The organism is Streptomyces sp. NPDC090499, from assembly GCF_044769305.1.
Classification (GTDB): domain Bacteria; phylum Actinomycetota; class Actinomycetes; order Streptomycetales; family Streptomycetaceae; genus Streptomyces.
On record NZ_JBIVXP010000025.1, the window covers coordinates 18,147 to 42,371 of the forward strand.

General features: G+C 73.7%; 23 protein-coding genes. 11 read left to right on the forward strand and 12 right to left on the reverse strand.

Annotation, left to right across the window (positions count from 1 at the left end; all coding sequences use genetic code 11):
• Nucleotides 1-11: 11 nt before the first annotated feature.
• The 5 genes from ACIQVL_RS46040 to ACIQVL_RS46060 all read left to right on the forward strand — a co-directional run bounded on the left by ACIQVL_RS46040 (nt 12) and on the right by ACIQVL_RS46060 (nt 5,001).
• Nucleotides 12-734 (forward strand): HAD family hydrolase, encoded by a 723-nt coding sequence (locus ACIQVL_RS46040; RefSeq protein WP_403436237.1) that lies wholly within the window; start codon nt 12-14, stop codon nt 732-734.
• Between the two features lie 136 nt (nt 735-870).
• Entirely contained in the window at nt 871-1,602 is a 732-nt protein-coding gene (locus ACIQVL_RS46045; RefSeq protein ID WP_403478537.1) for a TetR/AcrR family transcriptional regulator, read from the forward strand.
• 12 nt (nt 1,603-1,614) lie between these two features.
• Nucleotides 1,615-1,992, forward strand: coding sequence for a VOC family protein (locus ACIQVL_RS46050; protein ID WP_403436232.1), 378 nt, complete (start codon nt 1,615-1,617; stop codon nt 1,990-1,992).
• Between the two features lie 184 nt (nt 1,993-2,176).
• Nucleotides 2,177-3,520, forward strand: coding sequence for an FAD-dependent oxidoreductase (locus ACIQVL_RS46055; RefSeq protein ID WP_403436230.1), 1,344 nt, complete (start codon nt 2,177-2,179; stop codon nt 3,518-3,520).
• A gap of 128 nt (nt 3,521-3,648) precedes the next feature.
• Nucleotides 3,649-5,001: a nucleobase:cation symporter-2 family protein gene (locus tag ACIQVL_RS46060; protein ID WP_403436228.1), complete on the forward strand. Its 1,353-nt coding sequence runs from the start codon at nt 3,649-3,651 to the stop codon at nt 4,999-5,001.
• Nucleotides 5,002-5,072: 71 nt separating this feature from the next.
• Here the strand turns inward: ACIQVL_RS46060 and ACIQVL_RS46065 are convergent, their stop codons facing one another.
• The 4 genes from ACIQVL_RS46065 to ACIQVL_RS46080 form a co-directional block, all read right to left on the reverse strand.
• Entirely contained in the window at nt 5,073-5,489 is a 417-nt protein-coding gene (locus ACIQVL_RS46065) for an ester cyclase (protein WP_403436226.1), read from the reverse strand.
• A gap of 140 nt (nt 5,490-5,629) precedes the next feature.
• Nucleotides 5,630-6,526 carry a dihydrodipicolinate synthase family protein gene (locus tag ACIQVL_RS46070; protein ID WP_403436224.1) on the reverse strand — a complete coding sequence of 299 codons (897 nt, stop codon included), beginning with the start codon at nt 6,524-6,526 and terminating at the stop codon, nt 5,630-5,632.
• Between the two features lie 24 nt (nt 6,527-6,550).
• The gene (locus ACIQVL_RS46075; protein ID WP_403478538.1) at nt 6,551-7,513 is read right to left on the reverse strand and encodes a redoxin family protein; all 963 of its coding nucleotides are present in this window, start codon (nt 7,511-7,513) and stop codon (nt 6,551-6,553) included.
• A gap of 77 nt (nt 7,514-7,590) precedes the next feature.
• Entirely contained in the window at nt 7,591-8,349 is a 759-nt protein-coding gene (locus ACIQVL_RS46080) for a PaaX family transcriptional regulator C-terminal domain-containing protein (protein WP_403478539.1), read from the reverse strand.
• A gap of 71 nt (nt 8,350-8,420) precedes the next feature.
• Here ACIQVL_RS46080 and ACIQVL_RS46085 point away from each other — a divergent pair, with 71 nt between their 5' ends.
• Nucleotides 8,421-10,082, forward strand: coding sequence for an acyl-CoA dehydrogenase family protein (locus ACIQVL_RS46085; protein ID WP_403478540.1), 1,662 nt, complete (start codon nt 8,421-8,423; stop codon nt 10,080-10,082).
• Nucleotides 10,083-10,211: 129 nt separating this feature from the next.
• Nucleotides 10,212-12,197 (forward strand): HEAT repeat domain-containing protein, encoded by a 1,986-nt coding sequence (locus ACIQVL_RS46090; protein ID WP_403478541.1) that lies wholly within the window; start codon nt 10,212-10,214, stop codon nt 12,195-12,197.
• 65 nt (nt 12,198-12,262) lie between these two features.
• Here ACIQVL_RS46090 and ACIQVL_RS46095 read toward each other — a convergent pair whose 3' ends face one another.
• Nucleotides 12,263-12,904, reverse strand: coding sequence for a hypothetical protein (locus ACIQVL_RS46095; RefSeq protein WP_403478542.1), 642 nt, complete (start codon nt 12,902-12,904; stop codon nt 12,263-12,265).
• 320 nt (nt 12,905-13,224) lie between these two features.
• Here ACIQVL_RS46095 and ACIQVL_RS46100 point away from each other — a divergent pair, with 320 nt between their 5' ends.
• From ACIQVL_RS46100 to ACIQVL_RS46115, 4 genes are all read left to right on the forward strand, one after another.
• The gene (locus ACIQVL_RS46100; protein WP_403436210.1) at nt 13,225-14,310 is read left to right on the forward strand and encodes a WD40/YVTN/BNR-like repeat-containing protein; all 1,086 of its coding nucleotides are present in this window, start codon (nt 13,225-13,227) and stop codon (nt 14,308-14,310) included.
• A 126-nt stretch (nt 14,311-14,436) separates the two neighbouring features.
• On the forward strand, nt 14,437-15,114 hold the full coding sequence (locus ACIQVL_RS46105; protein WP_403478543.1) for a uracil-DNA glycosylase: 678 nt from the start codon (nt 14,437-14,439) through the stop codon (nt 15,112-15,114).
• On the forward strand, nt 15,111-16,124 hold the full coding sequence (locus ACIQVL_RS46110) for an N-acetylglucosamine kinase (RefSeq protein WP_403478544.1): 1,014 nt from the start codon (nt 15,111-15,113) through the stop codon (nt 16,122-16,124). Before ACIQVL_RS46105 ends, ACIQVL_RS46110 begins: the two co-directional genes overlap by 4 nt.
• Nucleotides 16,125-16,266: 142 nt before the next feature.
• On the forward strand, nt 16,267-17,190 hold the full coding sequence (locus tag ACIQVL_RS46115; RefSeq protein WP_403436203.1) for a sirohydrochlorin chelatase: 924 nt from the start codon (nt 16,267-16,269) through the stop codon (nt 17,188-17,190).
• Nucleotides 17,191-17,335: 145 nt separating this feature from the next.
• On the opposite strand, the gene ACIQVL_RS46120 is transcribed toward ACIQVL_RS46115, so the two are convergent.
• The 7 genes from ACIQVL_RS46120 to ACIQVL_RS46150 form a co-directional block, all read right to left on the reverse strand.
• Nucleotides 17,336-18,367, reverse strand: a complete 1,032-nt coding sequence (locus ACIQVL_RS46120) for a lactonase family protein (RefSeq protein WP_403436200.1) — start codon at nt 18,365-18,367, stop codon at nt 17,336-17,338.
• A 130-nt stretch (nt 18,368-18,497) separates the two neighbouring features.
• On the reverse strand, nt 18,498-18,674 hold the full coding sequence (locus ACIQVL_RS46125; protein ID WP_403478545.1) for a hypothetical protein: 177 nt from the start codon (nt 18,672-18,674) through the stop codon (nt 18,498-18,500).
• Between the two features lie 159 nt (nt 18,675-18,833).
• Entirely contained in the window at nt 18,834-19,970 is a 1,137-nt protein-coding gene (locus ACIQVL_RS46130; RefSeq protein ID WP_403478546.1) for a sugar ABC transporter substrate-binding protein, read from the reverse strand.
• Nucleotides 19,971-20,203: 233 nt separating this feature from the next.
• Complete coding sequence (locus tag ACIQVL_RS46135) at nt 20,204-21,205, reverse strand: Gfo/Idh/MocA family oxidoreductase (protein ID WP_403478547.1); 1,002 nt, start codon at nt 21,203-21,205, stop codon at nt 20,204-20,206.
• Nucleotides 21,206-21,220: 15 nt separating this feature from the next.
• On the reverse strand, nt 21,221-21,997 hold the full coding sequence (locus ACIQVL_RS46140) for an SDR family oxidoreductase (RefSeq protein WP_403478548.1): 777 nt from the start codon (nt 21,995-21,997) through the stop codon (nt 21,221-21,223).
• The gene (locus ACIQVL_RS46145; protein ID WP_403478549.1) at nt 21,994-22,953 is read right to left on the reverse strand and encodes an NAD(P)-dependent oxidoreductase; all 960 of its coding nucleotides are present in this window, start codon (nt 22,951-22,953) and stop codon (nt 21,994-21,996) included. The genes ACIQVL_RS46140 and ACIQVL_RS46145 overlap by 4 nt, the downstream gene beginning before the upstream one ends.
• Nucleotides 22,946-24,205 (reverse strand): Gfo/Idh/MocA family protein, encoded by a 1,260-nt coding sequence (locus ACIQVL_RS46150; protein WP_403436186.1) that lies wholly within the window; start codon nt 24,203-24,205, stop codon nt 22,946-22,948. The genes ACIQVL_RS46145 and ACIQVL_RS46150 overlap by 8 nt, the downstream gene beginning before the upstream one ends.
• Nucleotides 24,206-24,225: the final 20 nt, after the last annotated feature.

Genomic DNA, 24,225 nt, shown 5'->3' on the forward strand with positions numbered 1-24,225 from the left:
GAGTCCGGCACATGACTGCCGTGCTCTTCGACTTCTCCGGGACCCTCTTCCGCATCGAGTCCGCCGAATCCTGGCTCCGGGCGGTGCTCGCCGAGGCCGGAGTACCGCTCTCCGAGGCCGAGTCGGCGGAGGCCGCGCGGGCGCTGGAGGTGGCCGGGGCACAGCCCGGCGGGGCCTTCCCGGCCGCACTGCCCGAGGAACTGTCCGGCGTGTGGGCGGTGCGGGACGAGAGCGCGGAGCTGCACCGGGCCGCGTACACCGGCCTGTCCCGTCGGGTGACGCTGCCGGACCCGGCCCTGCACGACGCGCTGTACGAGCGGCACATGGACCCGCGGGCCTGGACGCCGTACCCGGACGCGGCGCGGGTCCTGCGCACGCTGCGCGAGCACGGCATCGGGGTCGGCGTGGTCAGCAACATCGGCTGGGACCTGCGCCCGGTCTTCCGCGAGCACGGGCTCGACGCCTATGTGGACACGTACGTCCTGTCGTACGAACACGGCGTCCAGAAGCCGGATCCGCGGCTCTTCACGGTCGCCCTCGAGGCGCTCGGGGCCGAGGCGGGCGAGACGGTCATGGTCGGGGACAGCAGGCCAGCCGACGGCGGGGCGGCGGCGCTCGGCTGCCGGGTGCACTTCGTGGACCATCTGCCGGTGGCCGAACGGCCGGACGCGCTGCTGCCGGTCCTGGACCTGGTGGGCGTGGCCCGCCGACCGGTCACGCCCACCCAGGCCTGACCTGTCGCGCCGTCCGCCCGAGACGCTCCCCCGTGTCGCCCCGGACGGACGGCAGCCCTGAACAGGCCCCGCACAGGGCGGTGCCCACTGCGTCGATTATAGTTGGCTGGCAGCCAGTCAACGCAGGAGTTCCAGGATGTCCCCCCGCAGCCCCTCGGTCAATGAAGAATTGCGCAGGCGTTCGCGCGAGCGGCTGCTGCAGGCCGCGGTGGAGCTGGTCGACGAGCACGGTTTCGAAGCGACCACGCTGGGCGCGATCGCGGACCGGGCGGGGTCGGCGCGCGGACTGGTGTCGTACTACTTCCCCGGCAAGCGCCAGCTGGTCCAGTCCGCCGTGCACCGGCTGATGCACCGCACGCTGGAGGAGGCGCTGGAGCACGAGCCGCACACCGAGGACGGGCGGGAGCGGCTGGCCCGGGCCATCGACGCGATCCTGGGGCTCGCCCAGGACCGGCCGGTGCTGATGCGCCAGCACATGGCGGGCCTGCTCCAGGCCGAGGGCTTCGTGCAGTGCCCCGAGCAGCGGCGGCTGGCGGAGCTGCTGGGCGACACCGTCGCCCGCTACGGCTCGCACCACGTCGAGGCCGACTACCCCATGCTGCGCGCCATGCTGATGGGCGCGGTGTACGCGGCGCTGGTGCCGGGTGTGCCGATGCCGATCCCGGCGCTGCGGGCGGAGCTGTTCGAGCGCTACGGGCTCGACCGGGAGCTGGGCCTGCCTGCCGAGTCGGCGCCCGCGGCCGAACGGCGGGACCTGTCGCGGTTCTTCGCCACCGAGGACCGGTCCGAACCCGAAGCCGGGTCCGGACCCGAATCGGAGTCCCCACGCCGAGGTCTGCCGCCTCTGGACGACGGGAGGCATTCATGATCGGCTTGGCGCATGGGTTCTCTGATACGCCATGTCACCGTCGACGCCGCCGACCCGTTCGCTCTTGCGGGCTTCTGGGCTCAGGCCCTGGACGGCTCGTTGGCCGATGACGACTTTCCCGGCGACCCGGAAGCCGTGGTCACGACTGCTGCCGCCACCTTGCTGTTCATCAGGGTCGACGACCGCAAGGCGGTGAAGAACCGCGTGCACCTGGATCTCCGGCCCCAGGACCGCACCCGGGACGAGGAGGTCGAGCGCCTGCTCGCGCTCGGCGCCACGCTCCAGGGGGACCACCGACGGCCCGACGGAACCGGGTGGGTGACGCTGTACGACCCCGAGGGCAACGAATTCTGTGTGGAGCGCAGCGCGGCGGAACGGGCGAACCACTGACCCCGAAGGCCGACCGGACTTCTGCCCTTGCGCCCTTCCGCCCTCCTGGCACATGCGCACCGTAATCACTTGATCACACGCATGGCACCCGGACGCGCATCCACGTCACCCCAGCGGCCCCTGTCTGGAGGACCGGGCCGGTGGGATGCTGGAAGGACCAGCCCCTCGGGCAAGGAGTCCCCCTGTGTTGCGTGTCGCCGTCGTCGGCTCCGGGCCGAGCGGGTGCTACACCGCCCAGAACCTCGTCCAGCTCGACCCCACGGTGTGCGTGGACGTCCTGGACCGGTTGCCGTGCCCGTACGGACTGGTGCGGTACGGAGTGGCCCCTGACCACGAGAAGATCAAGTCCCTCCAGGGGAACCTGCGCACCGTGCTGGAGCACGAGCGGGTGCGGTTCCTCGGCGGGGTCCGGGTCGGGGGCACGGGCGGACTGCCGGTGGAGCGGCTGCGGGAGCTGTACCACGCGGTGGTGTACTGCGTGGGCGCCGCGACCGACCGGCGGCTCGGGATTCCCGGCGAGGAGCTGCCGGGCAGCTGGTCGGCGACCGAGTTCGTGTCCTGGTACAGCGCGCATCCGGACGCGATCGACGCCGGGTTCGTGCGGGACGCCCGGTCCGCGGTGGTCATCGGGGTCGGCAACGTCGCGGTGGACGTGGCCCGGATGCTGGCCCGGGGCGTGGCGGAGCTGAGCCCCACCGACATGCCGCAGGCGGCCCTGACGGCGCTGGCGGCGAGCCGGATAAGAGACGTGCACGTCGTGGGCCGGCGCGGGCCCTCGCAGGCCCGGTTCACGACCAAGGAGCTGCGCGAGCTGGGCGGCCTGCCGGGCACCGAAGTCCTGCTGGATCCGGACGAGTTGGAGCGCGACCCGGCCTACGCCGACCCGTCCGCGCTGCCCGCCGCCCAGCGGCGCAACATCGAGGTGCTGCGGAACTGGGGCGGCGCCGGCGGCCGGGGCGCGGAGCGCAGTATCTGGCTCCGCTTCTTCCTGCGCCCGGTCGAGTTCCTCGACGACGGCGGGCGGGTGGGCGCGGTGCTGTTCGAGCGGACGGAACTCGACGCGCGCGGCAGGGTGCGGGGAACCGGGCAGTACGAGACCGTCGAGGCGCAGCTGGTGCTGCGTTCGGTGGGCTATCGCGGAGTCCCGCTGGACGGCCTCCCGTTCGACGAGGAGAGCGGCACCGTGCCGCACGAGGCGGGCCGGGTCCTGGACGGCTGTTTCAGTGTGCCGGGCGACTACGTGGCCGGCTGGATCAAACGGGGGCCCACCGGTGTCATCGGCACCAACCGGCCGGACGCCAAGGAGACGGTGACGTCCCTGCTCGAAGACGCACCGCTGCTGCTGCGCCGGGAGGTGGCCGGGGACCCGGTCGCCGCGCTGCGCTCGGCCGGCATCGAGCCGGTCCCGTGGACGGGATGGCAGGCGATCGAGCAGGCCGAGGCGGCGCTCGGCGCCCGGCTCGGCCGGAGCGTGGTCAAGCTGGCCGACTGGAACTCCCTGCTGGCGGCGGCACGGACCGGGGCGTAGCGGAACGGGGGATCCACCCGCATCCAGGTGGGCATGACACGTATCGGCAACAGACCGGAAATCAACAAACTGTTCAAACCGCCTACGGTCTCGTGCTGTCCGGATGTCGTCCCCGCTCTGGAGTCCCCATGGCCACCACCAGCGCCTCCGTCCATCCCGTCGACGAGGTCCCGCCCGTACGGCAGTTGACCGCGTTCGGCCTCCAGCACGTGCTCGCGATGTACGCGGGTGCGGTCGCCGTCCCGCTGATCGTGGGCGGCGCGATGAAGCTGTCGCCCGCCGACCTGGCGTACCTGATCACCGCCGACCTGCTGGTGTGCGGCATCGCCACGCTCATCCAGTGCGTCGGCTTCTGGCGCTTCGGCGTCCGGCTGCCGATCATGCAGGGCTGCACGTTCGCCGCGGTCTCGCCGATGGTCCTCATCGGTACGACGGGCGGCGGACTCCCCGCGATCTACGGCTCGGTGATCGTCGCGGGCCTGGCGATCATGCTCCTTGCGCCCGTCTTCGGAAGGCTGCTGCGCTTCTTCCCGCCCCTGGTCACCGGCACGGTGATCCTGGTCATCGGGGTCTCGCTGCTGCCGGTCGCCGGCAACTGGGCGGCGGGCGGCGCCGGTGCGAAGGACTTCGGGGAGCCGAAGAACCTGGCGCTGGCGGCCTTCGTGCTCGCGGTGGTGCTCGGCGTGCAGCGGTTCGCCCCCGCCTACCTCGCCCGGATCGCGGTCCTGATCGGCATCGCGGTGGGCCTGGCGGTGGCGGTGCCCTTCGGGTTCACGGACTTCGGCGGGGTCGGGGACGCCGACTGGCTCGGCATCAGCACGCCGTTCCACTTCGGGGCGCCGACGTTCCGGGCCTCGGCGATCGTCTCCATGCTGGTGGTGGCACTGGTCACGATGACCGAGACGACCGGTGACCTGCTCGCGGTCGGCGAGCTGACCGGCCGCCGCGTCGAGGCGCGCTCCCTCGCCGACGGCCTGCGCGCCGACGGCCTCTCGACCGTCCTCGGCGGTGTCTTCAACACCTTCCCGTACACGGCGTTCGCACAGAACGTGGGCCTGGTCGGGATGACCCGGGTGCGCAGCCGCTGGGTGGTCGCGGCGGCCGGCGGCATCCTGGTGCTGCTCGGCCTGCTGCCGAAGCTGGGCGCGGTGGTCGCGGCGATTCCGGCTCCGGTGCTGGGCGGTGCGGGCCTGGTGATGTTCGGCACGGTCGCGGCGAGCGGCCTGCGCACGCTGGCGGCCGTCGACTTCACGGGCAACCACAATCTGACGGTGGTCGCCGTCTCGGTGGCGGTCGGCGTGCTGCCGGTGGGCGTGCCGACGGTCTACGCGAAGTTCCCGGACTGGTTCCAGACGGTGATGAACAGCGGCATCAGCGCGGGCTGCCTGACCGCGATCGTCCTGAACCTGCTCTTCAACCACCTGCCGTCGCGGGCGGATTCGGCCCTGGGCACGGTGGCCGGCGGAGCCGAGTCCGCCTAGCTCACCGCGAGTCAACCGTGCGGGCGGGGGCGCCTCCGGCCGGGCGGCGGCCCCGCCCGCACGCGCCCGTCTCAGACCTCGACGAGGCCGAGCTGGCGCAGCATGCCGAGTTCGTCGCTGCTGCCCCAGCGTTCGACGAGTTTGCCGTCGCGGTCGAAGCGGCTGATCTGCATGCCCCGGTAGCTGGCCTTCCTGCCGGTCGCCGGATGCCCCATCAGCGGTCCCAGGTTCGTGCCGGAGATGACGTAGGCGAAGGCCAACTCGTCGTCGGTGGCGACCAGATGCTCCACCTGGAGGCTCAGGTCGGGAAAGGCCGTCCGCAGTTCGCCGAACATGGTCTTGTACCCTCCGGGCCCGGGGGCCTGTCCCGGGGCGGGGTCGTGGTCGGTCGAGTCGGCCGCGACGATCCCGTCGAGGGCATCGAGGTCGCCGGCGACGACGGCCTCTCCGAAAGCGGTCTGCGCGGCGATGTTCGTCTGCTGAGCCATGGGCACTCCCGGAGCGTCTGGGCCACTGGCCTGGGGGCGGCTGCGAAGCGCATGCACACGGTGGATCGACCGTACACCGCTCCCCCCTCGCCGGCATGTCCGCGCGACAGGCCTCCGGGGCAGCGGCTTTCCACCGGGTCTCACGCGTCGAGCCGGAGCCGCCGCAGTACGTCGGCGACCTGCCTGTGGTCGTCACCCGACAGGCTGCGCAGCGGGCGGGGCAGGCTGTGCTGCGGCGTGAGGCCGAGTTCGGCGGCCACTGCCGCGATGACCCGCAGCGATCCGTGCCGGGCGAAGAGGTCCCACAGCGGCTGGAGCCGCTCCGACTCCTCGCTGGCCCGGTCCGCCCGCCCCTCCCTGGCCGCCGCGGTGATGGCGAGGACCGGTCCGGGGAGGGTACCGGCGGTCACCGAGTACCAGGCGTCGCAGCCGGCGATCAGCCCGGCCGCTCCCGACGCGTCCCCGCTCACCCCCACGGTCACGTGCGGCGGCAGGATCTCCCGCAGCCGCGCCACCCGGGCCCGGGCCGCGGCGGGGTCGGCGGGGACCCCGGGAATCTTGACCGACGCCACGCGGGGCAGCCGGCCCACCCGCGCGTACAGCTCGTCGGTGAAGGTGAACCCGGTGGTGCGCGGGTTGTCGTAGACCACCAGCGGGACGGAGAGGTTCGCGGTGGCGTCCTCGTACAGCCCGAACACCTCCTCCTCGGTCAGCGGCTGGTACGACACCGGAGCGAGCAGCACGCCCGCGGCCCCGGCGCGCTGCGCGTCCTCGGCCGCCGCCAACACGTCCCGGGTGCGCACTGCGCCGATGCCCACGACGACCGGGACGCCGTCGGCGTGCTCCACCGCGACACGGGCGGCACGGGCCCGTTCCGGGAGGGTGAGGTAGGCGTAGGACCCCGTGGAGCCCAACGCGCCGATCGAGTCGACGCCGGCTGCGGCGAGGCGCCGGACCAGACGGGCGAACGCTTCCTCGTCGATGTCTCCGTCGGCGGCGATCGGGGTCAGCGGAAAGGCGCTCAGGCCGGTGAACATGGGGGGCTCCAAGGGTCGTTCGTCCTATCGGGGGTTGGCGCGCAGCCAGGTCAGCACCTGGCCCGCGTGCTCGTCCGGCGGGAAGACCGGGTAGAAGACGTGCTCGATCACACCGTCCCGGACGATCAGCGTGAGCCGCTTGTAGAGCGTGAGTCCGGCGGTGTCGAACGTCGGCAGACCGAGGGTGCGGGCGAGGCCGTGCGCGGGGTCGGAGAGCATCCGGAACGGCAGGCCGAGCCGTTCGACGACCTCCTGCTGGTAGTCGGTGTCCTGGCTGGAGAGGCCGAACACGCCGGCCGCTCCGGCGGCCAGCAGTTCCTGGTGGTGGTCGCGGAAGCCGCACGTCTCCGGGGTGCAGCCACGTGCCCCGGGGATCGCGTTCCACCCCTCGGGCAGGTCGGTGCCCGGCCGCCCGGTGAGCGGGTAGACGTAGAGCACCGTCCGGCCCGCGCCGAGCCCGTCGAGAAGGACCGCCTCTCCGTCGGTGGCCCGCAGTTCCAGGTTCGGCATCTTCGTACCCGGCAGATGGGCGGTCGCGCCGTCGTCCTCGGGGACGGGCAGGTCGGCGGGCAGACTCAGGTAGTCGGTCATCGGGTCGTCTCCTTCGGCAGGGCAGGCCGGTGCGATCCGGCTGTTGCGGTGCGCGGCCTCGTGCAGGTGCGCGATCAGAGCCGTCCGGCGGGCGGTGAGCCCGTCGATGCGCCGGGTGATCTCGTCGATCGCCTCCCGGTACTCGGCCAGCGAGGCGGGACAGTCGTCGGCGTGCTGGTGTCCGACCACGAGACAGTCCAGGAACGGACGGGTGCGCTCCACCGGGATGCCCAGCCTGCCGAGCGACCTGATCTCCCGGGCGAGCCGTACGTCGCCCTCGCCGTAGTCCCGGTAGCCGTTGGCCAGCCGGTCGGGCGCGAGCAGTCCCAGCGATTCGTAGTAGCGCACCGCCTTGACCGTCACGCCCGCCCGGCGGGCGAGTTCACTGATCCGCATGTCTCTCACCTCGACGAACGCTAAACCCTGCCCCCGAGGGTAAGGTCAAGCCGCCTCCCGGGAAGCTGTCGCCGGGGTCAGCCGGCCGGGTTCTCCGCGGGCCCGCTCAGTTCCGCGCGGTACTGCGCGTACGCGGCGCGCAGGTCGTCGCCCGGCCAGTCGGCGGGCAGGAGTTCCGGCGGCAGGACGGGGTCGGTCAGCAGGTGGCGTACCGCTGCCGCGAAGACCGTGAAGCGGTCGGCCGGGAGCCGGGCCCCGGACGCCCGGGTCAGGAGGGCGCGGGCGGTGCCGGACCAGGCGGCCAGCGGCCAGAGTTCGGCGGCCAGTTCGAGTGCGGGCCGGTCGGGGCGGGCGGTGTAGGACTGGGCGGTCTCCGCGAGGCCTGCGGGCAGGCGCCTCGCCAGGTTCGCCGGGCGGAGCCAGACGCCCTCGCGGAGTTCGGCCAGGCGCAGCGAGGTCAGGCGGGTGCGCAGGTCGGCCCGTGCGGCGGGGTCGCGGCCCGTGGCCGTGACGACCAGCATCTCCCACTCGCCGCGCCACGCGCGCGTGCGGGGCCGTACCGCCTCGTCCTGGCGGCGCTGGCGGGCCAGCAGCCGGTCGCTGAGGCCGTAGCCGGCGTCGCCGGTGCGGCGCAGGTCACCGGCGGCCGTCATGCGGCTGAGCGCGGCACGGAGCGTGGAGCCGCCGACCCCGAAGGGCTCGACGAACCGGATCAGGTCCTTCACCGGCAGCTCCGGCGGATGCGTGCCCAGCAGCAGGCTCAGCACGACCGACCGGGCGGACAGGGGCGGCAGGCCGACGTCGGCGGGCTCGGCGGACACGTCCTTCATGTGCATGGTCACGACTGTACGTGCGGCACTTTGTTGCACTATTGCTGCGACCGCAGAATTCCTGCAACATGACGGTCATGGACCCGACCGCCGCGCTCCCGCAGCCGCAGTACGCCAACCACGACGTCACCAACCAGCCGCCCCCGCTCGCCCCGTACGACGCCTCCGACGACCCGGCCCTGATCGAGGGGCTGCGCCGGGAGGGGGCGGAGTGGGCCGAGGCGGGGATCCGGCGGCTCGGGGCGCGGGCCGGGAGCGCGGAGGCGCAGGAGTGGGGTGAGCTGGCCAACCGGCACGAGCCGGAGCTGCGCACCCACGACCGGTACGGCAACCGGATCGACGAGGTCGACTTCCACCCCAGCTGGCACCACCTGATGCGGACGGCGGTGGCGGAGGGCCTGGCCGGGGCCGCCTGGGCGGACGACCGGGCGGGGGCCCACGTCGCGCGGACGGCCGGCGGACTGGTGTGGGGGCACACCGAGTCCGGGCACGGGTGTCCCACGTCGATGACGTACGCCGCCGTTCCGGCGTTGCGCGCCCAGCCCGAGCTGGCCAAGGTGTACGAGCCGCTGCTGACGAGCCGCGAGTACGAGCCGGGGCTGCGCGTGCCGACGGAGAAGCCGGGGCTGCTCGCCGGGATGGGCATGACCGAGAAGCAGGGCGGTTCGGACGTACGGACGAACACGACGGCCGCCACGCCCACCGCCGAGCCGGGCGTCTACACCCTGCGCGGGCACAAGTGGTTCACCTCGGCGCCGATGTGCGACGTCTTCCTGGTGCTGGCCCAGGCACCGGGCGGCCTGTCCTGCTTCCTGGTGCCGCGCGTGCTGCCGGACGGCAGTCGCAACGCGTTCCGCATCCAGCGGTTGAAGGACAAGCTCGGCAACCGCTCCAACGCGTCCTCCGAGCCGGAGTTCGACGGGACGGTGGCCTGGCTGGTCGGGGCCGAGGGGCGGGGGGTGAAGACCATCATCGAGATGGTCAACTGCACCCGGCTCGACTGCGTGATGAACTCGGCGACCCTGATGCGCAAGACCCTGGTCGAGGCCGGTCACCATGCGCGCCATCGCAGCGCGTTCGGGGCGCGGCTCGCCGACCAGCCGCTGATGCGCAACGTCCTGGCCGACCTGGCGGTGGAGTCGGAGGCGGCGACCACGCTGACCCTGCGCCTTGCGGGGGCCGCGGACCGGGCGGTGCGCGGGGACGAGCAGGAGCGGGCCTTCCGGCGGATCGCGACGGCCGTCGGCAAGTACTGGGTCACCAAGCGCGGCCCGGCCTTCACCGCGGAGGCGCTGGAGTGCCTGGGCGGCAACGGCTACGTCGAGGACTCCGGCATGCCCCGGCACTACCGCGAGGCGCCGCTGCTGTCGATCTGGGAGGGCTCGGGGAACGTCAACGCGCTCGACGTGCTGAGGGCGCTGTCCCGCGAACCCGGCGCCGCCGACGCGCTGTTCGGCGAACTCGCGCTCGCGCGCGGCGCGGACGCCCGGCTGGACACGGCCGTGACCCGGCTGAAGAGCGAATTGGCCGAGACCGGCCAGGTGTCGGCGCGCCGGCTGGTCGAGCGGATGGCACTGGCGCTGCAGGGCTCGCTGCTGGTCCGGTACGCCCCGGCCGCCGTCGCGGACGCCTTCTGCGCGACCCGGCTCGGCGGCGACTGGGGGCACGCGTTCGGCACCCTGCCGGCCGACACCGGGTTCGACGCGATCCTGGAGCGGGCGCTGCCTGGCCGGAACTGATCCCCGCGCGCTCCGCCGGCGGCCGGTGACCGCCGGCGGATCGCACACCGTTGCCGTCCGATTCCGCATTGTTGTCAGTGCCGTGGTGCACACTCCGGAACAGGTGGTACTCGCCTGGGGAGGACAACGGTGTTCACGGGGATCGACGAGGTCGACTGGGCCTCGCTGCGGCACGCGTACGGCAGCGCGGCGGACGTGCCCGGTCTGCTGCGCGGACTGGCCTCGGCGGACGCGGCCGAGCGGGAGGCCGCGCTCGACGGGATGTACGGCTCGGTGCACCACCAGGGGAACGTGTACGACTCGACGCTCGCCTGCGTCCCGTTCCTCTTCACGCTCGCGTCCCGGCCGGAGGTGCAGGACCGGGGTGCCATAGTGGAACTGCTGGTCAGCATCGGCGCGGAGAGCGCCGGTTCGCGGGCCGGGGCCGCCGTCCGCGCCGGCGCCGAGGCGCTCGTGCCGCTGGCCGACGACCCGTGCCCCGGGGTGCGCCGTGCGGTGCCCGGGGCGCTGGTCCGGTTCCTCGACGAACCGGAGCGGGTGCTGGCGCTGCTACGGCGGCGGAGCACGGTCGAGCGCGACGAACAGGTGCTGCTCGCCCTGACCGAGGCCCTCGGGCTGTTCGTCCGGTGCCGTCCCGAACGGGCCGCCGGGGCAGTGGAGTTGCTGGCCGCGCAGAGCGGGCCGTCGTACGCCCCGGCGGCGCGGCTGGCCGCCCTCGGGCAGCTGGGCCTCGGCGCGCCGGAGCGGCTGCCCGCCGACCTGGTGCCGACCGCGGTCCGGCTGCTCAGGGAGCGGTCGGAGCGGCGGACGGCCGGCCCGGCCCGGGTGGACACGGACACCCTGGTCGGCCGGATCCGGCGGCTGCGGCCCTCGGACGAGGAGGGCTCGTATCTGCTGCGCACCCTGCACCGGGCGCTGGAGGACCGGGTGGCGGACCGGATCGCGCTGCTCGTCGGCCAGTTGAGCAGCCCGGATCCGATGGACCGGTGCAACGCGGTGTGGATGTCGGCCGGTCTGTTCCGCGGCTGGCGGGCGGACTTCGCGGCGCCGGTCTCGCTGATAGGCAGGCAACTGGGGCGTGAACAGGACCAGTTGCGGGACGCGGCGGTAACGGTGCTCGTGGAGCTGTTCGGGCTGGCCGCGCCGGCCGCCGACGAGCTGCACGCGCTGGTGACCGTGCGGCCCGACCTGTGGGTGCACACCTGGGAGCGCGGCAGACCCTCGCTGGGTGGTCCGCTGAAGGCACTGGCCAGAAGCGGCGATCCGCGCGCGGTGCCGGCCCTGTCCCAGCTGCTGGCGCGACCGGTGGTGCCCGGTGGGCTGGGTTTCGAGATCGTGCATCTGGGCCCGGCGGCCGCCCCGCTCGGGCCCGCGCTGCGGCGCCGCCTCGGCCGGGTCGACCCGGACTCGCCCGAGGCCGCCGAACTGGCCGCACCGCTGCTGGCGGCGGTCACCGCCCTCAAGGACCCGGCGGCGGTGCCCGAGGTGCTGCGGCTGCTGCGCGGCGCACCGGACGGGCTGGGGGCGCGGGAGGCCCTGGTCGGGCAGGCGGTCCGGGCGCTCGACGTGCTGGGTACGGCCGCCCGGGCGGCGGCGCCGGTCCTGCGCGGGCTCCTGGACACCCGGCACGCAGCCCTGGCGGCCGGAGCGCTGTGGTCGGCGGAGGGGGACGAGGCCGCCGTACTCCCCGTGCTGCTGCGGGAGCTGGCGCACGGCCGCAGCCGCAGCGCGCGGACGGCCGCCGAGCAGCTGGGCCGGCTGGGGGTGGCCGCCCGTGGTGCGCTGCCCGCGCTGCGCCGGCTGGCCGGGTCCGGCAGGGTCTGGGAACGGGCGGCGGCGGCCGAGGCGGTGTGGCGGATCGGCGGGGATCCGGAACCCGTACTTCCGGTGTTCCGGGCCGCGTGGTCGGAGAACCCCTACACCCGGGGCACGATCGCCGCGTGTCTGGCGGAGATGGGCCCGGCGGGTGCCCCGTTGCGCGACCTGGTGGCGGCCGAACTCGCCTGCGCCCGGCGGCACACGACGCGGCCCGGCGGGTACGGCAGCCACGACATCGCCCAGGACGAGCGGCTGCTCGCCGACTGCCGCCGGGCGCTGGACCGGCAGGCCCAGTGACCGGCGGCCGGTGACCGGCGGCCGGGCAGCGGGCGCCGATGCCGCCGGGCTCCGGCGTCAGCCGGTCACCCGGTCATCCGGCCCCACTGCGGTCCGAGCCGGGCCCATTCCGCGTCCCAGCGGTCCATCCGCCGCCGCTCCAGCCTGCCGCGCGCCACCAGACCTGCGACGAACGGGACGGCGGCCGCGCTCAGGCCGACCAGGCCGCCGATCAGCGCGGAGCGCAGATGGGCCTCGGAGACGGTGGCGGGCCGGGTGACGAGGTGACCCTGGGGATCCGTCCAGACGGTGACCGGCGTGCCGACCTTGCTGCCGGCCGGGACCCGCGCCTGTCCAGTGTGCGCGGAGCCGTCGGCCACGGTCCAGCCCACGCGCGCCCAGACCCGTTCGCCGTTCGACGAGCCGGAGGACTCGGAGGAGTCCGAGGAGCCGGATTTCGAGCCTGCCGAGCCGGATCTCGAGTCTGCCGAGCCAGGAGCCTTGTCCATGACATGGGCCACGACCGGGTGCCACTGGACGCGCTCGCGGGCCAGGCCGTCCTCGACCGACCGGGCCGCCGCGAGCCCGGCGAGCACCCCGGCCAGCAGGGTCAGAAGCCAGGCGCCGAGCAGCACCCAGGCCTCCATCGTGTCGGCACGGCGCTTCAGCGGGTTGCGCCGCCAGCGCCACAGCCAGACCTTCGGACCACGGAACGCCTTCAAAGGCATCCTCCTCACGCGCGCACGGACAGCCCGGACCGCCCTCCCATACGGGAGCGGCCGCCCTGTTGCTCACGGGCGAACTCCGAGTCGACGGTCGCACGACTGACCCCGCTCGCGCAGGCGTCTCCCGGAACGTGTTCCGCCGGCTTGTTCGACCGGCCGACACGGCGGCTCCGACCTGCACCGACGCCGGGTCTCGGGTGGCTGTCAGTGGTGGGGTGCACACTGGCCGATGTCCGAGTGCCGGCTGTGCCGGGGACGGTGCGCCGGACTGCGAACCGGACTGCGGCCAGGACTGTGACAAGGACGTCATGGAGGTGATCGGCATGACCGAGGTACTGCTCACCGTGGGGACCCGCAAGGGGCTCTTCCTCGGGAGGCGGCGAGGTGGCGCCTGGGAGTTCGACGAGCGTCCCTGCTTCAACGCGCAGGCGATCTACTCGGTCGCCATCGACACCCGGGGCGCGCGGCCCCGGCTCCTGGCGGGCGGTGACAGCGCGCACTGGGGACCCTCCGTCTTCCACTCCGACGACCTGGGCCGCACCTGGACCGAACCGGCCCGGCCCGCCGTGCAGTTCCCCAAGGACACCGGTGCCTCGCTGGAGCGGGTCTGGCAGCTCCACCCGGCCGCCGCCGAACCGGACGTGGTCTACGCGGGCACCGAACCGGCCGCGCTGTACCGGTCCGAGGACCGCGGGGAGAGCTTCGAGCTGGTCCGGCCGCTGTGGGAGCACCCGACCCGCGACAGGTGGGTACCGGGCGGGGGCGGTGAGGGCCTGCACACCGTGGTCACCGACCGGCGCGACCCGAAGGCGGTGACGGTCGCCGTCTCGACGGCCGGCGTGTTCCGCACCGGCGACGGCGGCGCGAGCTGGACGCCGTCCAACTCCGGTGTCTCCGCGGTCTTCCTCCCGGACCCCGACCCGGAGTTCGGCCAGTGCGTGCACAAGATCGCGCAGGACGCCGGGGATCCGGACCGGCTGTACCTGCAGAACCACTGGGGCGTGTACCGGAGCGACGACGCGGGGGCGCACTGGACCGACATCGGCGCGGGACTGCCGTCCACGTTCGGTTTCGCGGCGGCCGCCCACCCGCACCGCGGGGAGACGGCGTACGTCTTCCCGATCAACGCGGACGCCGACCGGGTGCCCGCCCGGCACCGCTGCCGGGTCTTCCGCACGGCCGACGCGGGCAACACCTGGGAGCCGCTGTCGGCGGGGCTGCCCCCGGAGGACCACTACGGCACGGTGCTGCGCGACGCACTGTGCACGGACGACGCGGATCCGGCCGGCGTGTACTTCGGCAACCGCAACGGCGAGGTGTTCGCCTCGGCCGACGACGGCGACAGCTGGCGCCAGTTGGCCTCCCACCTGCCGGACGTGCTGTGCGTGCGGGCGGCGGTCGTCGCCTGAGGCCCGCCCCCCGGAAGGAGGATGGTTTCTGTCATCCGGGGCGCCGGTCCGGTCGTCCGCGGTCGTCCCGCGACCACGACGGCCTCGGCTTGATCGTCGACCCGTGTACGGCAGTAGGGTGACGCCGTGGCACCACGACCCTTGCATGAAATCGTCGAACCGGGCTGGGCGAAGGCCCTGGAACCAGTGGCCGGGAGGATCGCCGCGATGGGTGACTTCCTGCGCGCGGAGATCGGCGCGGGACGCACCTACCTCCCGGCCGGCCCGAACGTCCTGCGGGCCTTCCAGCAGCCCTTCGACGACGTCCGCGTCCTGATCGTCGGCCAGGACCCGTACCCGACCCCGGGACACGCGGTGGGGCTGTCGTTCTCGGTCGCGCCCGAGGTGCGCCCGCTGCCGGGCAGTCTGATCAACATCTACCGGGAGCTCAACACCGACCTGGGGCTGCCGCAGCCGTCCAACGGCGACCTCACCCCGTGGACCCAGCAGGGCGTGCTGCTGCTCAACAGGGCGCTCACCACGGCCCCGCGCACCCCGGCCGCGCACCGGGGCAAGGGCTGGGAGGAGGTCACCGAGCAGGCGATCCGGGCGCTGGCCGGCCGCGGCAAGCCGCTGGTGTCCGTCCTGTGGGGCCGCGACGCCCGCAATCTCCGCCCGCTGCTCGGCCAGTTGCCGGCGGTGGAGTCCGCACATCCCTCGCCCATGTCTGCGGACCGCGGCTTCTTCGGCTCCCGCCCGTTCAGCCGCGCCAACGACCTGCTGATCCAGCAGGGGGGACAGCCGGTGGACTGGCGTCTGCCGTGAGCGCCGGGGGCGGCGCGCCCCGGGAGGCGGGTTTCCTCGCCGTCGACTCCGGCGGCTCCGGGTTACGGGCCGTCGTGGGCGTGCCGGGGCGCGAGCCGTCGGCACCCCTGGAGTCCCGGGAACCGGTGCGGACCGGGACGCGGGGCATCGACCCCGGGCACCTGCTGGAACAACTCCTGCCCATGGCACGGGCGCTGGCCGGCTCCTACGGACCGGGTCAGGTGACGACAGCCGTCGTCGGCGCCGCCGGGCTGGCCAGTCTCGGCGACGCGCTGCGCGCCGAGCTGCCGGGCGCGCTGGCCCGCGAGCTCGGGGTGCGCACGGTCGCGCTGGCCGCCGACGCCGTGACCGCGTACGTCGGCGCCCTCGGCCCGCGCCCCGGCGCGGTCGTCGCCGCCGGGACCGGGCTGATCGCGACCGGTACCGATCTCACCCGGTGGCGGCGGGCGGACGGCTGGGGGCACCTGCTCGGCGACTGCGGCGGCGGCGCCTGGATCGGCCGGGCCGGGCTGGAGGCGGCGCTGCGCGCGTTCGACGGGCGGGACGGCGGCTCGGCCGCACTGCGGGCCGCCGCCGAGGACCGGTTCGGGCCGCTGCCCGGACTACCGGGACAGCTCTACCCGCGCACCGACCGGCCCGCCGTACTGGCCTCCTTCGCCCCGTGCGTCGCGGACTGCGCCGGTGCGGGCGACCCGGTCGCGACCGCGATCCTGGGTGCCGCCGCCCGGCACATGGCCGAGTCGGCCGCCGCCGTCTGCCCCGCCGAAGGGGAACCCCTGGTCACCGGCACCGGCGGCCTGTTCAAGCTGGGCGACCCGCTTCTCGTACCGCTGGCCGGGGAATTGGCGCGGCTGCTCCCGCGGGCGCGGCAGGTGCCGGCGGAGGGCGATCCGCTGCACGGAGCGGTACGCGTCGCGAGTGACCTGGTCACCGGGCGGCTCACTCTGCCGAGTGATGAGAAACTGCTGTCCGTTGTACACACAAAACTTGTACACACAAAAGGGTATTGATCCCACTGGGGCACGAAGTGTCCGACAGGTGTCGGGATCACCTCTGAATCATGCGTAACTCATCAGACAAAAGCGGACGGATACCGCTCACCTGCACCCTCCCCGAACAAGGGAGCCCAGATAGCCAGTAACATGCGGCGCCATGAGCTCCCCCACTGGGCCCGCCGGCCTGCCTGTACGAATGCCGCGCCCCCGCCAGCCCGGACGGCACCGCCGCCCCGAGCCGCTGGTGGCTCCCGAGGACGCGCCCGCGCTCGTCCTCGCGGTGCCGGGTACGCCCAGCGCGGCCACGCGCGGCCTCGCCGAGGAGGTCGTCAGCATCGCCCGCTCCGAGCTGCCCGGCCTGGACGCCCGCATCGGGTACCTGGACGGGGGCGACACCGAGTTCCCCACCCTCCAGTCCGTGCTCGCCCGTGCCGCCGAGGAGCGCACCGCCCGCTACGAGCAGGCCGTCGCCGCCGGCGTCGAGGGGATCAAGGCCCCGGACGGTCCGGTCGCCGTCGTCGTGCCGCTGCTGGCCGGTCCGGACAGCGCGCTGCTGCGCCAGGTCCGCCACGCGGTCATGGAGAGCCGGGTCGCCGCCGACCTGACCGACGTCCTCGGGCCGCACCCGCTGCTCGCCGAGGCGCTGCACGTGCGCCTCTCCGAGGCGGGCCTTGCCCGTGCCGACCGGGCCCGGCTGTTCACCGTGGCGACGGCCGCGGACGGCATCATCCTCGCGTCCGTGGGCGGCGACGAGGCCGTGCAGGCCGCGGGGATCACCGGCATGCTGCTCGCCGCGCGCCTGGCCGTGCCGGTGATGGCCGCCGCGCTGGACCAGGAGGGCTCGATCGCCTCCGTCGCGGAGCAGCTGCGGGGTTCGGGGTCGCAGCAGCTGGCGCTGGCGCCGTACCTGATAGGGCCGGAGATCGACCCGGCGCTGCTGGCCGCGGCCGCGGAGGAGGCGGGGTGCGCCACCGCCGAGCCGCTGGGGGCGTACCCGGCGATCGGGAAGCTGGCGCTGGCCAAGTACACGACGGCGCTGGGGATCGCTCCGCAGCAGCCGCAGGGTGCGCCGGTGCGGTGATGCGCGACGCGCGTCGGCCGACGTGCGTCGAGGGCCCGTTCCCTGAGGGGAGCGGGTCCCTTTGTGTCGGGGGGCTCGGGTTCGTGTCTCGCTGTGGGCCGGTGGGGGTTGAGCGCGCAGTTCCCCGCGCCCCTGACGGGGCGCTTCAGCCGAAGACGATGCAGGACGGGGCCGGGATCTCCACCGAGCCGTCGTAGCGGGGCTGGCCGGTCTGCTGGTCGACGGTGAACCAGGTGATGTTGCCGGAGCGTTCGTTGGCCGCGTAGAGGAAGCCGCCCGACTCGGTGATCGCGCGGGGCCAGTGGCCTCCGCAGGGGACCGTCGCCGTGAGGTGGAGCTGGTCGCCGTCGACCGTGAAGGTGGTCAGGACGTCCTCGCCCCTGGTCGCCGTCCAGACGAAGCGGCCGTCGGGCGAGACGGCGATGCCGGACGGGTAGGCGTCGCCGGCCGGGGCGCCGGGCAGGACCGGGGTCTCGGTCAGCGGCTTGAGGGTGCCGGTGGCGGCGTCCCAGCGGCAGACGGTCACGGTCGGGGTGAGTTCGTTGACGACGTAGGCGTACCGGCCGTCGGGGTGGAAGGCCAGGTGGCGGGGGCCGGAGCCGGGGCGCAGGGCGAACTCTCGGTGCAGGGCGGGGGCGCCCCGGTCCAGGGTGCAGACGCGGACCGAGTCGGTGCCCAGGTCGACGCTGACCGCCCAGCTGCCACTGGGGTCGGGCTGCACCTGGTGGGCGTGCGGGCCGCGCTGGCGCCGTTCGTGCGGGCCCGAGCCGGTGTGCTGGAGCAGCCCGGACGGGGCGGGCGCGAGGGTGCCGTCGGGACGGACGGGGACCGCGGTGACACTGCCCGAGCCGTAGTTCGCGGTCAGGACGTGCCCCTCGAAGACGCTGAGGTGGGTGGGGCCGCTGGCGTCGACCGGGACCGGTGGGCCGGCCAGGCGCGGCTTGTCGTCGTGGACGTGGTACGCGGCCACCGCGCCGTCGGCGGTCTCGCTCACCGCGTACAGGGTGCGCCCGCCGGGTGCGAGGGCGAGATACGAGGGGTCGGGGACGCCGTCGACGCCCTCCAGGAGGGCCAGGGCGCCGCTGTCCGGGCGGACCGCCGCCGTGACGACCCCGGGGCCGCCCGCGGCCGTGAACGACCCGATGAACGCCCTGCGCCGCCTGCCGCCGTCTGTCACCGCTGTCCCCTGTCGCTTGTCGTCGCGAGCCACCACGAGCCGGTACGTGTCGGAACGGGTCGGTTCGAGCCCGCCCGGGGCCGACGGTAGCAGCTTGCGGTCTAGACCAGGGCGTGCGGGGCGGCGCGTCTCAGGCGCCGACCAGGGGCGAGCCCGCGGGGGTGCGCGGCGGCTCGGCGCGTTCGGACGGGGCGCGCTCCAGGCCGTGCGGATGGGCCGGGGCGGGTTCGGCGGGCGGCTCGGTGGGGACGGTGATGTGCAGTACGGCGCCCAACGTGCGGATCGGTGGCGGAAGTCCGACGACCATGGACGCCATCGACGCCCAGCCGGCCATCGCTCTGCGCAGCGCGTAACCAGGGCCTGGTGGCGGTCCCGGTCCGGGACGCCCGGGTCCGGGCCGCCACCCCGGTCTCCTCGCCGGCTCGCCCACCACACCGCTCTCTCGGCGTGGCACGGCGGGGAGCGGTTACTTCAGACCGATCGCGGCGCAGTCCGCCGCGTACGTCGGGGTGCAGATGTCCTTGACGGTGTAGACGCCGTCCGCGATCACCGTGTCCTTGATGTTGTCCTTGGTGAGGGAGACGACCGGTACCAGCATCGTGGGTATCTCCTTCTCGGTCGGGCTGTCGACCGAGTCCTGGGTCAGTGCGTCGAACTGGATGTCACGGCCCTGCACCTTGTACACCGCCATCTCCGCGGCACGGGTGGCCTCCTCCAGGAAGGGCTTGTACACGGTCATGTACTGCTCGCCCGAGACGACCCGCTGCACCGCGTCCAGGTTCGCGTCCTGCCCGGTCACCGGCGGGATCCTGGTGACGCCCGCCTCCCTCAGTGCCTTGATGACGGCGCCCGCCAGGCCGTCGTTGGCCGCGTAGACGGCGGCGATGTCGCCGACGCCGACGATCTGGATCGCCTTCTTCATGGTGGCCTCGGCGACCGTGGGCGACCACTTGTCGGTGTCGTACTCCTCGGCGATCTGCACCTTGCCCTTGAGTTCGCTGTGGGCGCCCTCCTTGTACTTCGCGTAGTTCGTGTCCGCGGGGTCGCCGTTCATCATGACGATCTTGCTGGTGGCGGCTTTGCTGCCGAGCGCCTCGACGATGGCGCGGGCCTGCACCTCGCCGACGAGTTCGTTGTCGTGCGAGACGTAGGCGTCGATCGGGCCCTGCGCGAGCCGGTCGTAGGCGATGACGGGGATGCCGGCGTCCTTGGCCTTCTGCACGTCCGGCGCGATGGCCCTGGCGTCCAGCGCGTCCACCACGATGATGTCGACCTTCTCGGACACCATCTCCTGGAACTGCTGACTCTGCTTGTCCTGGCCGGCCTCGGCGTTGGCGTAGACGACCTTGCCCTCGCCGTGCGTGAGGGCGGCGACCTCCTTCTTGAAGACGGGGTGGTCGAAGGCCTCGAAACGTGCGGTGTCCTTGTCGGGCAGCAGCAGCCCCACCGTGATGTCGTCACCCTTCGTCGGGGACGCCGAGTTGCCGCTTGCGCCGGCGCCGTCGATGACGCCGCACGCGGTGAGCGCGAGAGCCGACGCGGAGGCGGTCAGGGCGGTCGCGAGACAACGCGCGGGGGTGCTGCCAAGAGTAGGAGCGCTCACTTGAGGCGCCTTCCGCTCGGGAGGGGAACAGGGTGACTGTCGCGCGGCACACCGTGTCGGCCGCGTCCTTGAGCGCGTCCCGCCTGCGGAACGCGGGCGGACAGGTCGAAGCGTCCGGGACCGCGTTCCTGTGGCAAGACGTGGTGATGCTTGATGTGAGGCGAGAAACGGCCGCCGTGCGGCGGGTCAGGGGGCCGTTCGGACGGCCGGTGTCGGGGACAGGGCCCGACACGTCACCGGCGCACTTCCTCGACGCGGACCGGGCGGTGCTCGCGGAGGGAGGTGGTGGCGGCTTCGGCGACCCAGCTGGATTCGACCGCGTCCGTGAGGGTGCAGGGCGAGGGGCGGTCGCCGCGGACGACCTCGGTGAAGGCGGCGAGTTCGGCGCGGAAGGCGTCGGCGAAGCGGTCCATGAAGAAGGTGTGCGGGACGCCCGAGGGGAAGGCGGTGCCCGGTTCGACGGAGCGGAGCGGCAGCTTGTCCTCCAGGCCGGCGGCGACGCTGTCGCGGGAGCCGTGGAGCTCCAGGCGTACGTCGTAACCGCGGGCGTTGTAGCGGGTGTTGGAGACGACGGCGAGGGTGCCGTCGTCCATGGTGAGGACGGTGGCCGCCGAGTCGGCGTCGCCGAGGTCGCGGATCCACTCCTCGCCGCGGTTCCCGCCGGTGGCGTAGACCTCGACCACCTCGCGGCCGGTCACCCAGCGCACGGCGTCGAAGTCGTGGACGCCGCAGTCACGGAAGATGCCGCCGGAGACGGCCGCGTAGTCGCGGGGCGGCGGGGCCGGGTCGAGGGTGGTGGAGCGGACGGTGTGCAGCCAGCCGAGGGCACCGCTGCGCAGCGCCTCGCGGGCGGCGACGAATCCGGCGTCGAAGCGGCGCGGGTAGCCGATCTGGACGGGGACGCCCCGGTCGGCGAGGTGCCGGGCCGTCCGCGCGGCCTCGGCGGTGTCCGCGGCGACCGGCTTCTCGCAGAAGACGGGCAGTCCCGCCTCGACGGCGGCCTCCAGCAGGGCGGGGTGGGCGTCGGTGGCGGCGGCGATGACGACGCCGTCCAGGCCCGCGCCCAGCAGTTCGGCCACGGAGTCGACGGCGTGGGCGTCGAGTTTCCCGGCGATGTCGGCGGCGCGGCCGGGCACGGCGTCCGTGACCACCAGGGTGTCCACCGCCGGCAGGCCGCTGAGCGTCTGGGCGTGGAACGCTCCGATGCGCCCCAGCCCGATGAGTCCGATTCTCATGGCGCGTACGTCCTTTCAGTCGATGGCGCCGATGACGTTCTGGTCCCAGTCGATGACGGAGCCGGTGACCACTCCGCTGCGCTCCGAGAGCAGGAGGACGACGAAGCCGGCGATCTCGTCCGCCCGGCCCAGCCGACCCATCGGCAGGCTCTTCCCGGCCTGTGCCCGCCAGTCGTCGCCGGCGCCGTGGAAGGCGCGCTGGGTGGCGTCCTCGCCCTCGGTGTCCGTCCAGCCGATGTTCAGCCCGTTGACGCGGATGCGGTCGAAGCGGTGCGCGTGCGCGGCGTTGCGGGTGAGCCCGGCCAGGCCCGCCTTGGCGGTCGAGTACGGCGTCAGGAAGGACTGGCCGCAGTGCGCCGACGTCGAGATGATGTTGACGATCGTCCCGGGGGCCTGCCGGGAGAGCATGTCGGCGACGGCGCCCTGCATGAGGAAGAACGGCGCGCGCAGGTTGACGGCGATGTGCGCGTCGAACAGCTCCGGTGTGGTGTCCAGGAGCGAGCCGCGTGTGGTCAGGCCCGCGGAGTTGACCAGGCAGTCCACCCGCCCGAACCGGCTGACCGTGGCGGCCACCGACGCCTTGGCCTGCGCCACGTCGGCGACGTCGGTCCTGACGAAGGCGGCCTGGACGCCCGTGGCGGTGAGTTCGGCGGCCAGCGCCTCGCCGGGCTCGGCACGGCGACCGGTGAAGACCACCGACGCGCCCTCCCGGGCGGCTGCCCGCACGACGGCGGCGCCGACTCCCTGACTGCCCCCGCTGACCAGCACGACCTTGTCGTCCAGCAGTGTCATCTCGTTCTCTCCTTGGCACGACCGGTGGGCATCCACTCGGGGTTGGCAAGCGCGGCGGGACGGCGTCCGGCCAGCACGTCGGCGACGCCCTGGGCCGCGTCGGCGTAGGTCGCGGCCTCGGCGCGGATGCTCATGCCCATCAGGTGCGGGGTGAGCAGGACGTCGGGGTGGTCGAAGAGCGGGTGGTGGACGGCCGGTTCGGGGTCGTAGACGTCCAGGCCGACGCCGGACAGCCGGCCCACGACGAGTGCGTCCCGTACGGCGTCGAGGTCCACCAGGCCGCCGCGACCGCAGTTCACCAGTACCGCGCCCGGCTTGACCGCCGCCAGGAACCGGCGGTCCACCAGGTGGCGGGTGGCGTCCGAGAGCGGCACGTGCAGGGTGATGACGCCGCTGTGCGCGACCAGTTCGCCCAGGTCGGGGCAGTTGACCGCGTCCGGGGGTGCGGTGAACGGGTCGTGGGCGAGCACCCGCATCCCGAAGGCGTCCGCGAGCGCGCCGACCCGGCGCCCGATGCGGCCGTAGCCGATGATGCCGAGGACCGCGCCGCTCAGGTCGCCGACGGGGATCTCCGCGCGGCGCGCCCACTGCCCGTCCCGTACCAGCCGGTGCAGCGGTCCGAAGCGTTTGACAAGGTACAGCGCCATGCCCAGGACGCCCTCGGCGACCGCCTGGGAGCCGCTGTCCGGGGTGACGACCACCGCGATGCCGCGCCGGGTCGCCTCGGCCACGTCCACCAGGTCCACGCCGACCCCGGTACGGGCCAGCACCCGGCAGTGGGGCATCCGGTCCAGCGCGTCCCGGTCGACCACGGCGTCGGCCCGGACGATCGCGCCGACGGCCGCGGCCAGGTCGTCCGGCCCCGGCTGGGCCACGAAGGCGGCCTTCCCCCGCAGCGGTTCCTCGACCAGTGCGGGGTCGACCCTGCCGAGGGCGACGACGGTGGGCTCAGGCATGGGTCGCCTCGGCGTGCGGCTTGCGTCCGTAGGCGGCGTCCGGGACGGTGCTGACGGGGTGCCAGCGTCCGTCCTCGGCCGAGGCGGCGACGGCGGCGAGGACCTCGGCGTCCTGGTGGGCGTCGTAGATGGTCGCGTTGCGCCGTTCGCCGCGGGTCAGCGCGGTGAGGAACTTCCTGGCCTCGATCACCTTGAGGTCGTCGAACCCCATGCTGTTGGCCGGTCCGGGCTGGAAGCGCGCGTAGTCGCCCATGGAGCCGTTGGCGAGGACCGTGGTGTATCCGACGTCGGGTCCGCCGCGCCCGAGGCACAGCCGCAACTCGTTGAGCTGCTCGAAGTTCCAGGACGCGGAGCCTTCGGTGCCGTAGACCTCGATGGCGAGTCCGCACTGCGGGCCGACGATGACGCGGGAGGCCTCCAGGGTGCCGACCGTGCCTGTGGTGTGCGGGCCGTCGGCGAAGCGGACCAGGGCCGCGACGTGGTCGTCGTTCTCGACGGGCGCCATCTCACCGTCCTCGATGACGGCGAAGTGCGTGCCGGAGCCCATGGGCAGGACGGGCCGCTCGGTGTACACGGTGGACAGCAGCGAGCTGGCCTCGCGGATCGGTCCGACGACGTACTGGACGAGGTCGACGACATGGCTGAGCAGGTCGCCGAGTGCGCCGCTGCCGGCGAACTCGCGGCGGAAGCGCCAGGAGAGCGCGCCCTTGGGCTCGGCCGCGTAACCGCAGTAGAAGACGGAGCGGACGTTGGTGATCCGGCCGAGGGTGCCGTCCGCGACCAGTTCGCGGATGCGCTCGACGGCCGGTGCGCCGCGGTAGTTGTAGCCGACCGAGGTCTCGACGCCGGCCGTCCGTGCGGCGGCGGCGACCGCGGCGGTCTCGGCGACGTTCCGCCCGACGGGCTTCTCGATCCAGAACGGCTTGCCCGCCTCGGCGGCGGCGACCGCGATCTCGCGGTGCACGTGGTTGGGCCCGCAGATGGAGACCACGTCGACCTCGGGGTCGGCGAGGACCTCGCGGTAGTCGGTGGAGGAGCGGGCGTAGCCGAGCACGTCGCGGGCGTAGGCCGCGCGGTCGGGGGCGGTGTCGGCGGCGTGCACGAGTCTGGGCCGCAGACCGAGCTCGGGGTAGACGACCGGTATGGCCTGGTAGGCGCGGGTGTGCAGCCGCCCCATCCAGCCCACGCTGATGAGGCCCACACCGAGCGTTGCCGCGTCCTCGGAACCGTCGGATCCGTTGCCGTTGATCATGGTTGTGCTCCAGGGGGGTC

What these genes read in the sequence shown, in the direction of transcription:
- ACIQVL_RS46040 (WP_403436237.1), top strand. Translation starts at nt 12, where the DNA reads ATGACTGCCGTGCTCTTCGACTTCTCCGGGACCCTCTTCCGCATCGAG.
- ACIQVL_RS46045 (WP_403478537.1), top strand. Translation starts at nt 871, where the DNA reads ATGTCCCCCCGCAGCCCCTCGGTCAATGAAGAATTGCGCAGGCGTTCG.
- ACIQVL_RS46050 (WP_403436232.1), top strand. Translation starts at nt 1,615, where the DNA reads ATGGGTTCTCTGATACGCCATGTCACCGTCGACGCCGCCGACCCGTTC.
- ACIQVL_RS46060 (WP_403436228.1), top strand. Translation starts at nt 3,649, where the DNA reads ATGGCCACCACCAGCGCCTCCGTCCATCCCGTCGACGAGGTCCCGCCC.
- ACIQVL_RS46065 (WP_403436226.1), bottom strand. Translation starts at nt 5,489, where the DNA reads ATGGCTCAGCAGACGAACATCGCCGCGCAGACCGCTTTCGGAGAGGCC.
- ACIQVL_RS46070 (WP_403436224.1), bottom strand. Translation starts at nt 6,526, where the DNA reads ATGTTCACCGGCCTGAGCGCCTTTCCGCTGACCCCGATCGCCGCCGAC.
- ACIQVL_RS46075 (WP_403478538.1), bottom strand. Translation starts at nt 7,513, where the DNA reads ATGCGGATCAGTGAACTCGCCCGCCGGGCGGGCGTGACGGTCAAGGCG.
- ACIQVL_RS46080 (WP_403478539.1), bottom strand. Translation starts at nt 8,349, where the DNA reads ATGCACATGAAGGACGTGTCCGCCGAGCCCGCCGACGTCGGCCTGCCG.
- ACIQVL_RS46085 (WP_403478540.1), top strand. Translation starts at nt 8,421, where the DNA reads ATGGACCCGACCGCCGCGCTCCCGCAGCCGCAGTACGCCAACCACGAC.
- ACIQVL_RS46095 (WP_403478542.1), bottom strand. Translation starts at nt 12,904, where the DNA reads ATGCCTTTGAAGGCGTTCCGTGGTCCGAAGGTCTGGCTGTGGCGCTGG.
- ACIQVL_RS46100 (WP_403436210.1), top strand. Translation starts at nt 13,225, where the DNA reads ATGACCGAGGTACTGCTCACCGTGGGGACCCGCAAGGGGCTCTTCCTC.
- ACIQVL_RS46115 (WP_403436203.1), top strand. Translation starts at nt 16,267, where the DNA reads ATGAGCTCCCCCACTGGGCCCGCCGGCCTGCCTGTACGAATGCCGCGC.
- ACIQVL_RS46125 (WP_403478545.1), bottom strand. Translation starts at nt 18,674, where the DNA reads ATGGTCGTCGGACTTCCGCCACCGATCCGCACGTTGGGCGCCGTACTG.
- ACIQVL_RS46135 (WP_403478547.1), bottom strand. Translation starts at nt 21,205, where the DNA reads ATGAGAATCGGACTCATCGGGCTGGGGCGCATCGGAGCGTTCCACGCC.
- ACIQVL_RS46140 (WP_403478548.1), bottom strand. Translation starts at nt 21,997, where the DNA reads ATGACACTGCTGGACGACAAGGTCGTGCTGGTCAGCGGGGGCAGTCAG.
- ACIQVL_RS46145 (WP_403478549.1), bottom strand. Translation starts at nt 22,953, where the DNA reads ATGCCTGAGCCCACCGTCGTCGCCCTCGGCAGGGTCGACCCCGCACTG.
- ACIQVL_RS46150 (WP_403436186.1), bottom strand. Translation starts at nt 24,205, where the DNA reads ATGATCAACGGCAACGGATCCGACGGTTCCGAGGACGCGGCAACGCTC.